The sequence below is a fragment of the Streptomyces sp. SBT349 genome (assembly GCF_001083795.1).
Taxonomy (GTDB): Bacteria; Actinomycetota; Actinomycetes; order Streptomycetales; family Streptomycetaceae; genus Streptomyces.
Genome location: NZ_LAVK01000298.1, coordinates 1 through 9267, shown reverse-complemented (window position 1 = coordinate 9267; position 9267 = coordinate 1). Strand labels below are relative to the sequence as shown.

General features: G+C 73.2%; 9 protein-coding genes and 1 pseudogene. 7 read left to right on the top strand and 3 right to left on the bottom strand.

All coding sequences use genetic code 11. From position 1 onward, the window contains the following. A pseudogene (locus tag ADY01_RS40940) lies at positions 1-196 on the bottom strand (hypothetical protein); the annotation flags it as partial. A gap of 92 nt (positions 197-288) precedes the next feature. Here ADY01_RS40940 and ADY01_RS27660 point away from each other — a divergent pair. Continuing rightward, positions 289-741: a DUF4442 domain-containing protein gene (locus ADY01_RS27660; protein WP_049578971.1), complete on the top strand. Its 453-nt coding sequence runs from the start codon at positions 289-291 to the stop codon at positions 739-741. Between the two features lie 15 nt (positions 742-756). Here ADY01_RS27660 and ADY01_RS27655 read toward each other — a convergent pair whose 3' ends face one another. Next, positions 757-1617 (bottom strand): DMT family transporter, encoded by an 861-nt coding sequence (locus ADY01_RS27655; RefSeq protein WP_049578963.1) that lies wholly within the window; start codon positions 1615-1617, stop codon positions 757-759. 142 nt (positions 1618-1759) lie between these two features. Between ADY01_RS27655 and ADY01_RS27650 the strand changes: the two genes are divergently transcribed. Continuing rightward, entirely contained in the window at positions 1760-2335 is a 576-nt protein-coding gene (locus ADY01_RS27650) for a helix-turn-helix domain-containing protein (protein ID WP_049578970.1), read from the top strand. 77 nt (positions 2336-2412) lie between these two features. Continuing rightward, the gene (locus ADY01_RS27645) at positions 2413-2967 is read left to right on the top strand and encodes a YbaK/EbsC family protein (protein ID WP_049578961.1); all 555 of its coding nucleotides are present in this window, start codon (positions 2413-2415) and stop codon (positions 2965-2967) included. A 342-nt stretch (positions 2968-3309) separates the two neighbouring features. Here the strand turns inward: ADY01_RS27645 and ADY01_RS27640 are convergent, their stop codons facing one another. Then, entirely contained in the window at positions 3310-4026 is a 717-nt protein-coding gene (locus ADY01_RS27640) for a FadR/GntR family transcriptional regulator (RefSeq protein WP_199826325.1), read from the bottom strand. A 210-nt stretch (positions 4027-4236) separates the two neighbouring features. On the opposite strand from ADY01_RS27640, the gene ADY01_RS27635 reads away from it, so the two are divergent. The 4 genes from ADY01_RS27635 to ADY01_RS27620 are packed head-to-tail and all read left to right on the top strand — an operon-like array spanning position 4237 to position 9248. Continuing rightward, positions 4237-5283 (top strand): sugar ABC transporter substrate-binding protein, encoded by a 1047-nt coding sequence (locus ADY01_RS27635; protein WP_420715746.1) that lies wholly within the window; start codon positions 4237-4239, stop codon positions 5281-5283. After that, positions 5283-6830: a sugar ABC transporter ATP-binding protein gene (locus tag ADY01_RS27630; protein ID WP_078900664.1), complete on the top strand. Its 1548-nt coding sequence runs from the start codon at positions 5283-5285 to the stop codon at positions 6828-6830. The genes ADY01_RS27635 and ADY01_RS27630 overlap by 1 nt, the downstream gene beginning before the upstream one ends. Continuing rightward, the gene (locus tag ADY01_RS27625; RefSeq protein WP_049578959.1) at positions 6823-7872 is read left to right on the top strand and encodes an ABC transporter permease; all 1050 of its coding nucleotides are present in this window, start codon (positions 6823-6825) and stop codon (positions 7870-7872) included. The genes ADY01_RS27630 and ADY01_RS27625 overlap by 8 nt, the downstream gene beginning before the upstream one ends. Before the next feature lie 11 nt (positions 7873-7883). Further along, a complete protein-coding gene (locus ADY01_RS27620) occupies positions 7884-9248 on the top strand; it encodes an enolase C-terminal domain-like protein (RefSeq protein ID WP_049578958.1) in 1365 nt (454 codons plus the stop codon). The last annotated feature ends 19 nt before the right edge of the window (positions 9249-9267 follow it).

Below are 9267 nucleotides of genomic sequence, written 5' to 3'. Positions count from 1 at the left end.
CAGATTTGTAAAAGAGACGGGGGGGCATGTGCGCGGGGGGCGTCTGCCCCGGTTGTGCCTGGCCTGGTTGTGCCTGCCACTGTTCGCTCGGCTCGGCGCCCTGGTACGGGTTCTGCTGCTGGTACCCCGGCTGCTGATACGGGTTCGACCACGGGGGGTTGGGCTCGCCCCCCGGCTGCGGTTCTCCTGCCCTCATGCGCGTGACCCTACGGCCCCGCGCCGTGCCGGACCACGTCGGCCAGGGGTATTGCTACGCACCTGCGACTTACCCGTTGGTAACCTGTGTTCATGACCGACAGCCAGCCGTCCATCGGTGAACTCCTCGCCGCCACCGTCCCGATGGTCCGCACCCTCGGCCTGGAAGTCCAGGAGGCGGGCGCGGACCGCGCGGTGGTGCGGCTCCCGGACCAGCCCGCCTTCCACAACCACATCGGCGGCCCGCACGCGGGGGCGATGTTCACGCTGGCCGAGTCCGCGAGCGGCGCCGTCGTGCTGGCCGCGTTCGGCGACCGGCTCGCGAGCATGGTGCCGCTGGCCGTGCGCGCCGAGATCGCCTACCGGAAGGTGGCCCGCGGCCCGGTCACGGCCACCGCCGTCCTCGGCCGTCCCGCGGCCGACGTGCTCGCGGACCTGGACGCCGGGCTGCGCCCCGAGTTCCCCGTGTCCGTCTCCGTGCGGCGCGAAGACGGCGCCGTGACCGCGGAGATGACCGTCGAGTGGATGCTCAGGCCCCACGGCTGAACGGCGCGGCGGGCGTCAGCCCGAGGCCAGCAGGAGGGTGCCGGCCACGGCCAGGCCCGCGCCCGCCGCCTGCACGGCCCGCAGCCGCTCGCGCAGCACGCCCCTGGCCGCCACCGCCGTGACCACCGGGTCGAGGGCGGCCAGCGAGGCGGCCACGGTGACCGGGCCCATGCCCACGGCCAGCGCGTACGTCGCATTGGCGGCGACATCCGCCAGGCCGACGAACGTCAGCCCGGGCAGCGCCGCGACCAGCGCCTTCCGCCCGCCCTCGGGCAGCACCCGCACGCCCCGCCGCGCCGCGGCGCACAGGGCGGCCCCGCCGGTCGCCAGATTGCAGACGCGCTGGACGAACAGCGCGAGGAACAGCCCGTTCAGCGAGGTGGACGCCTCGGCGATCAGCGCGAGCACCGCGCCGAACCCGAGGGCGGCGAACAGCGCGTACCCCACCGTCTCGCGCGGCACGGCCGCGCCGCCGATCCGCGGTCCGCCCGCGAGCACGACGCCGGTGAAGACGACGAGCAGGCCCGCCAGTTGGGTGGAGCCCGGCCGTTCGCCCAGCAGCAGCGCGAAGCCGATCGGCACCACCACCGCGGTCGCGGCCAGCGGCGAGACGACGCCCATCGGCCCCAGCGCCAGCGCGTGGTAGAAGGCGAGGAGCGCCACCGGGCCTATGGCGCCCGCGGCCACGGCGAACCAGAGCCGGGGGCCCGCCTCGCTCCAGGCGCCGGTGGCCACCACGACCGCGCCGAGCGCGAGGGCGGCCAGCGCCTGCGAGGCGACGACGACGGTCAACGCGGGGATGCGCCGGGTCAGCAGGCCCCCGCCGAAGTCGGCCAGGCCCCACAGCAGGCTCGTGATCAGGGCCAGGGCAACCATGGGGCACCTCGCAGCGCGACGGGACCACACGGTCGGTACAGTGTGGTGAACGATCGGGTCCAGTGCAGAGTAGTGCAACGGAGTGGACTCGCGGTACATCATATTGACCGGGACGGTGTCCCAGGCCGTGCGGAAGGCGCCCGTGACCGACCTCGACCAGCTCACCCAGTCGCTCGCCCGGAATCTCAGGCGCCTCCGTGCCGACCGCGGCCTGACCCTCGACGCGCTCGCGGCCAGGGCCGGGGTGAGCCGCGGGATGCTGATCCAGATCGAGCAGGCGAGGACCAACCCCAGCGTGGGGACGGTGGTGAAGGTGGGTGACGCGCTCGGCGTCAGCGTCGCGACCCTGCTGGAGGCCGACCGGCCTCCCACGGTCCGGGTGGTCCCTCCCGCGGAGGCGGTCAGGCTCTGGTCCACCGAGGCGGGCAGCCACAGCACGCTGCTGGCGGGCACCGAGTCGCCGGGACCGCTCGAACTGTGGCGGTGGCGGCTGATGCCGGGGGAGGGGCACGAGTCCGACCCGCACCCGGCGGGCACCACGGAGCTGGTGCACGTCACCGAGGGCGTGCTCACGCTCCGCGTGGACGGGGCCGACCACCCGCTGCCCGCCGGGACGTCGGCCGTCTTCGGCTCGCATGTCCCGCACGGGTACCGGAACGAGGGCCGGGAGCCGGCCGGGCTGACCATGGCCGTCTCCGTCCCGGCGGCCTCGCCCTGACCTGCCCGCACCGGCCCGCCCGCACCGGCGTTCCGGGGCGCCCCGGGGGTGTCGTGGCCTGCTGGTACGGTGCGAAGATGCGCGCCCCCCTCGGCGACTTCGCCGACGTCCGTACCGCCCCCGAGGCCCTCGACCTGCTCCCCGCTCCCGTGGCCGACGCGGTCCGCGCCTGGTCGGGACCCGTGCCCGCCGACCACCTGGTCTTCGTGGACAGCGACCCCGCCGTGGCCGACACCGCCGACTTCGTCGCCGCGCACGGGAGCGAGCTGCTGTCCGCCTCGGCCAACTGCGTGGTGGTGGTGGGGAAGCGGGCCGGGGAGACGCGGCTGGCCGCCTGCGTGGTGCCCTCCAGCGCCCGCGTCGACGTCAACGGCACGGTCCGTCGCCATCTCGGCGTCCGGAAGGCCTCGTTCGCACCGCACGACGTCGCCGTCGGCGAGAGCGGCATGGAGTACGGCGGGATCACCCCCCTCGGCCTGCCCGGCGGGTGGCCGCTGCTCATCGACGCCGCCGTGACCGACCTGCCCTACGTGCTGATCGGCAGCGGACGCCGCCGCGGCAAGCTGATCGTGCCCGGCAAGGCGCTGCTCCAACTGCCGGGCGCCGAGGCCGTCGAGGGCCTCGGTCGCTGACCGGGGGTCGCTGAGCCCCGGCCCGGCTGCCGGGCCCCCGCGGGCGCTGCGGTGGAACGCCCTAGGGTCTGTCCGGCGGATCTTCGTGGATGGCGAGCGGCTCCCCCAGCCTGACGGCTGGGAGGTGCCCCCAATGCGGTGCATCGCTGGGCCCCTCCTGCCCGTTGGCGGGCAAGGAGGGAACCGGGTCGCCCCTCGTACGTGGGGGCACCTCCCGGACGGAGTCTGGGGGAGTACGTGGGCGATTCGGTAACGCGGCGAGGTTCCCCCAGGCCCTTCGGGGCCTGGGAGGTACCCCCATCCGCCGGCGTCGGGAGCCCGCGAGGATTCGCCGGACAGGCCCTAGTCGAGCTGTTCCCGCAGCCAGCTCTCCACGCCGCCGACGTGGGCCGCCGCCGCGGCGCGTGCCGCCTCGGGGTCCCTGGCCTGGAGCGCCTGGAAGATCCGCCGGTGCTCGTGGCGCGTGCGGTCGAACGCCCCCTCCTCCTGGTAGCCGCGCCAGACGCGGGCGCGGACCGTCCGCGAGGAGAGCCCCTCCAGGATCGCCGCGAGCGTGAGGTTCCCGGTGGCGGCGGCCACGGCCCGGTGGAAGTCCAGGTCGTGGGCGATGATCTCGCCCGGGTCCTCGGTCGCGTACATCGCCGTCAGGTGCGTCTCGACCTCGGCCAGCTGCTCAGGGTTGATCCGCGCCGCCGCGAGCGCCGCCGCCGTCGCCTCCAGGGCCCGCCTGATCTCCAGCAGTTCGACCACCTGCGGGCCGCGCGAGAGGTCGGCCACCACGCCGAGCGTCTCCAGCAGGTCGGACGCCTCCAACTGCGTCACATAGATGCCCGAGCCGTGCCGCGCCTCCAGCACGCCCAGGACGGTCAGGGCCCGGATGGCCTCCCGCATGGAGCTGCGGGACATCCCCAGCCTGACCGCGAGCTCCCGCTCGGTCGGCAGCCGCTGCCCCGGCTCCAACTGACCGTCCACGATCAGAGCCTTGAGCTGCTCGATGGCGCGTTGCGTCACCGTCCCCCTGGCCGGGGTGCTGCGCTCCACGGTGTCCTCCGATGTCATGAGGTGCGGCAGTCTATCCACTGATTGGCCGGACCACTTGCCCGAAATTTGGGTTCCGGACGCTCCTGGGGGGTGACGGGAGGCAAATTGGTCTGATAATTAGTGGCCTCGCGGCAAAGGCGGGGCGTCGGCCCCGAGTTGCGCAACACCCCCTCGACAAGGAGAGCCGTAGGCATGGCTGGTCAGTCACTCGGGCAGACAACGCGCACGATGCGGGCGGTGGCGGCGATGACCGTGGCCGCCACGGCCGTGCTCCTCAGCGCGTGCGGCAGCACGTCGGACTCCGGATCGGACGGCGGCGGCGGCGACAACGGCCAGGAGTCGGCCGACGGGCCGGTCGGCGTCGTTCTCCCGTTGCTGACCTCGCCGTTCTGGCAGGCGTACAACGAGTACGTGCCGCAGATGGCCGACTCCGAGGGCGTCGACGCCATGGACACGATCAACTCGGACAACGACTCGGCCCAGCAGATCACCGACATCAACAACCTGCTCAACCAGAACGTGGCCGGCCTCGTCGTCGCCCCGCTGGACAGCGCCGCCATCGCCGCCGCCCTCGACCAGGCGGAGCGCCGTGGCGTCCCGGTCGTCGCCGTGGACGTCGCCCCCGAGTCGGGCCAGGTGGAGATGATCGTCCGGGCCAACAACGTCGCCTACGGCGAGATGGCCTGCGACTACCTCGGCGAGCAGGTCGGCGAGGGCAAGGTGGTCCAGATCATGGGCGACCTCTCGTCCGTCAACGGCCGCGAGCGCTCCGAGGCGTTCCGTGCCTGCGCCGCCGAGAAGTACCCGGACCTGGAGGTCCTGGAGATCCCGGCCGACTGGGAGTCCGACAAGGCCGCGGCCCAGCTGGACACGCTGCTCAACGCGAACCCCGACATCCAGGGCATCTACATGCAGGCGGGCGGCGTGTACCTGGCGCCCACCCTCCAGACCCTGCGCAGCAAGGACATGCTCCACCCGGCCGGGGAGGAGGGGCACATCACCATCGTCTCCAACGACGGCATCCCGCAGGAGCTTGAGGCGATCCGCTCGGGCGAGATCGACGCCACGGTCTCCCAGCCCGCCGACTCCTACGCGCAGTACGGCATGTACTACATCCGCGCGGCGATGGCGGGCGAGACGTTCGAGCCGGGGCCGACCGACCACGGGTCCACCATCGTCGAACTGCCCAACGGCCTGCTGGAGGACCAGCTGCCCGCCCCCCTGGTCACCCGCGAGAACGTGGACGACCCCGAGCTGTGGGGCAACTCGCGCTGATGACCGTCCCACCACAGGACCCGGCCGCCGAGCCCGCCGCCGAGCCCGCCGCCGCGCAGGGCCGCCCGCTCACGGAGGCGCACGGCATCGTCAAGCGCTACGGCCCCGTCACCGCCCTGCGGGACGGCCGGCTGACCGTGCTGCCGGGGGAGTCCCACGCCCTGGTCGGCAGGAACGGCGCGGGCAAGTCCACCCTGGTCTCCGTCCTCACCGGGCTCCAGGCCGCCGACGAGGGCACGGTCCTCTTCGACGGCGAGCCCGCCCCGCCGCTGGGCGACCGCGACGCCTGGCGCCGGAGGGTCGCCTGCGTCTACCAGAAGCCCACCGTCGTGCCGGAACTGACCGTCGCGGAGAACCTGTTCATCAACCGGCAGCCGCTGCGCCGCGGCCTCATCAGCTGGCGCGGGCTGTACGAGCAGGCCGCCGAGCTGCTCGACACCTGGGCGGTGCGGGTCGACCCCAGGGCCCGCACCGCGGACCTCTCCGTCGAGAGCCGCCAGATGGTGGAGATCGCCCGCGCGCTCTCCTTCGGCGCGCGGTTCATCATCCTGGACGAGCCGACCGCCCAGCTCGACAAGCGGGAGATCGAGCGGCTCTTCGCCCGCATGCGGGAGCTCCAGCGGTCGGGCGTGACGTTCCTCTACATCTCGCACCACCTCCAGGAGGTGTACGAGGTCTGCCAGACGGTCACCGTGCTGCGGGACGCGCGCTGGATCACCACCGCGCCCGTCGCGGACCTGTCCCGTTCCGCGCTGGTGGAGGCCATGACCGGCGAGGCCGTCCTCGCCCGCGGCGACGTGCGGCCCGCTCCCGCGGCCGACGCGCCCGAGCGGCTCTCCGCCCGCGGCCTGTCTGGCCCGGCCTACGCCGACATCGACCTGACCGTGCGCCACGGCGAGGTCGTCGGCCTCGCCGGGAGCAGCGGCAGCGGCAAGGTCGAGCTGGCCGAGACCTTCGCCGGGCTGCACACCCCCGACTCCGGGAGCGCCGAGGTCGAGGGCGTGCCGCTGAGGTTCGGCGACGTGAGCGCCGCGCTGCGGGCGGGCGTCGGATGCGTGCCGCGGGACCGGGACGAGCAGGGCGCCGTCCCCGGCATGTCCATCGGCGACAACACCACCATGACCGTGCTGGGCCGCCTCGGCCGCTGGGGGTTCGTCGGCCAGAAGCGGAAGCGGGCCCTGGCGAACGAGCTGATCGAACGCCTCGACGTCCACGCCCAGGGCCCCGAGCAGCCGGTGTCCGACCTGTCCGGCGGCAACGCGCAGAAGGTCGTCATGGCCCGCGCCATGGCCTCCGACCCCCGGCTGCTGGTGCTGATCAACCCCACCGCGGGGGTGGACGTGAAATCCAAGGAGTCACTGCTCGCCCGCGTCGACACCACGCGGGACAGCGGCGTCGGCGTGCTGCTGGTCTCCGACGAACTGGACGACCTGCGGCACTGCGACCGCGTGCTGGTCCTCTTCCACGGCCGGATCGTCACCGAGTACGCGGCCGGCTGGAGCGACAACGAGCTGATCTCATCGATCGAAGGAGTGGACCGTGGCTGACACCAGGACACCGTCGGCAGCGGGGCACCCCGCCGCGGCGTCCCGCGGGCCGAGGACCGCGGCGGTGCTGTCGCGCAACTCGCCGCTGTGGCGGCGGATGCGCGAACTGGCCCTGATGCCCGCCCTGTTGCTGCTTGTGGTGCTGGGCTCGTTCACCAACGACACCTTTCTGACCGAGCGGAACATCATCTCCATCCTCGGGGCCTCGGCCGCGCTGGCGATGGTCGTGCTCGCCGAGTCGCTGGTGCTGATCACCGGCAAGTTCGACCTGTCGCTGGAGTCGGTGGTGGGAATCGCCCCCGCCCTCGGGGCGCTGCTGGTGCTGCCCGCCGCCCAGGCCGGCTTCGGCGCCGAACTCCCCGTGGCCCTGGGCATCGTGGCCATCCTGCTCGTCGGCGCGGGCGTCGGCGCGGTCAACGGCCTGCTCGTGGTGAAGCTCCGGCTCAACGCCTTCATCGTGACCCTCGCCATGCTGATCATCCTGCGCGGCCTGCTGGTCGGCGCCACCGAGGGCCAGACCCTGTTCGGCATGCCCGAGGCGTTCTTCACGCTGGCCACCACCACCTTCCTGTCCGTCCCCGCCTCCGTGTGGCTGGCCGCCGCCGCGTTCGCCACGGCCGGGCTGATGCTCAAGTACCACCGGTGGGGCCGCGCCCTGTACGCCATCGGCGGCAACCAGCAGGCGGCGCGCGCGGCGGGCATCCGCGTCGACCGGGTCATGCTCGCCGTCTTCGTCATCGCCGGCGTCCTCGCCGCCGTCGGAGGGCTGATCCAGACCGGCTACGTCGGCGCGATCAACTCCAACCAGGGCGAGAACATGATCTTCACCGTGTTCGCCGCCGCGGTGATCGGCGGCATCAGCCTGGACGGCGGCAAGGGCAGCATGCTCGGCGCGCTCACCGGCGTGCTGCTGCTCGGGGTGGTGCAGAACCTGCTGACCCTGGCCCAGGTCTCGTCGTTCTGGATCCAGGCGATCTACGGCGGCATCATCCTCCTGGCGCTCATGATCGCCCGGGTCACCACCGGCCGGGCACAGGACTGAGGGGCGCCGCCATGTCACGCAATCACCCGCGCGTCACCGCCGCGCACACCTACGACATCCGCTTCCCCACCTCGCGCGAGCACGACGGCTCCGACGCGATGAACCCCGACCCCGACTACTCCGCCGCGTATGTCGTGCTCTCCACCGACGCGGACGACGGGCTGACCGGCCACGGCTTCGCGTTCACCATCGGGCGCGGCAACGACGTCCAGGTGGCCGCCATCGAGGCGCTGCTCCCCTATGTCGTCGGCCGCGGGGTCGAGCAGCTGTGCGCCGACCCGGGATCGCTCAGCCGCGACCTGATCGGCGACAGCCAGCTGCGATGGCTCGGCCCCGAGAAGGGCGTCATCCACATGGCGGTCGGGGCCGTCGTCAACGCCGTCTGGGACCTGGCGGCCAAGCGGGCCGGGAAGCCGCTGTGGCGGCTGCTGGCGGACGCGGATCCCGCCTGGCTCGTCTCCCAGGTGGACTTCCGCTACCTCACCGACGCCCTCACCCCCGAGGACGCCCTCGCCCTCCTGCGGCGCGGGCGGAGCGGCGCCGCCGAGCGGACCGAGCGGCTGCTGCGCGACGGCTACCCCGCCTACGCCACCTCCCCCGGGTGGCTCGGCTACTCCGACGACAAGCTCACCCGGCTGGCCAGGGCGGCCGTCGCCGACGGCTTCACCCAGATCAAGCTGAAGGTCGGCGCCGACCTCGACGACGACATCAGGCGCTGCCGCGCCGCCCGCGCGGCCGTCGGCCCCGACGTCAGGATCGCGATCGACGCCAACCAGCGCTGGGACGTGCCCCAGGCGGTGGCCTGGACGAACGCGCTCGCCGAGTTCCAGCCGTACTGGATCGAGGAGCCCACCAGCCCGGACGACGTCCTGGGCCACGCGACGGTGCGCAAGGCCGTCGCCCCGATCCGCGTCGCCACCGGCGAACACGTCCAGAACCGCGTCGTGTTCAAGCAGCTGCTCCAGGCCGGGGCCATCGACATCCTCCAGATCGACGCCGCCCGGGTCGCCGGCGTCAACGAGAACCTCGCCATCCTCCTGCTGGCCGCCGCGTTCGACGTGCCCGTCTGCCCCCACGCGGGTGGCGTCGGGCTGTGCGAACTGGTCCAGCACCTCTCGATGTTCGACTACGTCGCGCTGTCCGGGACCACCGAGGACCGGGTCATCGAGTACGTCGATCACCTGCACGAGCACTTCGCCCACCCGGTCGGGATCCGGAACGGCCACTACCTGGCACCCCTCGCGCCCGGAGCCTCGGCCGAGATGCTGCCCGCGTCGCTGGCCGAGTTCGCCTACCCGGACGGTCCGTTCTGGACGGCGGACCGCGCGGCGTCCGCGCCCCCGCGATCCGCCCCGGCCACCGCACCGCCGCCCTAGCACTCCCCCCACACCCAGG